1 pseudogene is annotated in these 235 nt (G+C 38.3%); it reads left to right on the forward strand.

The features are described 5' to 3' along the window. A pseudogene (locus tag SB772_RS45665) lies at nucleotides 1–235 on the forward strand (patatin); the annotation flags it as partial.

Raw genomic sequence — 235 nt, forward strand, 5'->3', positions numbered from 1 at the left:
CTTCGACCTTATAGCAGGTACATCGATTGGTGGAGTAGTCGCTTTAGCAGTGGCGTATGAAGTTCCAATGAAAGACGTTGTCGATATGTTTGTACAGCATGGAGAACGGATATTTACGAAACAGAGGTTCAGTTTCTTCTCCATATTCAAAGCCACTTATGGTAATGACTATCTGAAAGCACAAATAAGCCAATTCTTCTTAGATAAAAAAATAGGTGATTTAAAGCACAATGTG

The sequence above is a fragment of the Paraburkholderia sp. SIMBA_030 genome, from assembly GCF_046535245.1.
In the GTDB taxonomy this organism is placed as follows: Bacteria; Pseudomonadota; Gammaproteobacteria; order Burkholderiales; family Burkholderiaceae; genus Paraburkholderia.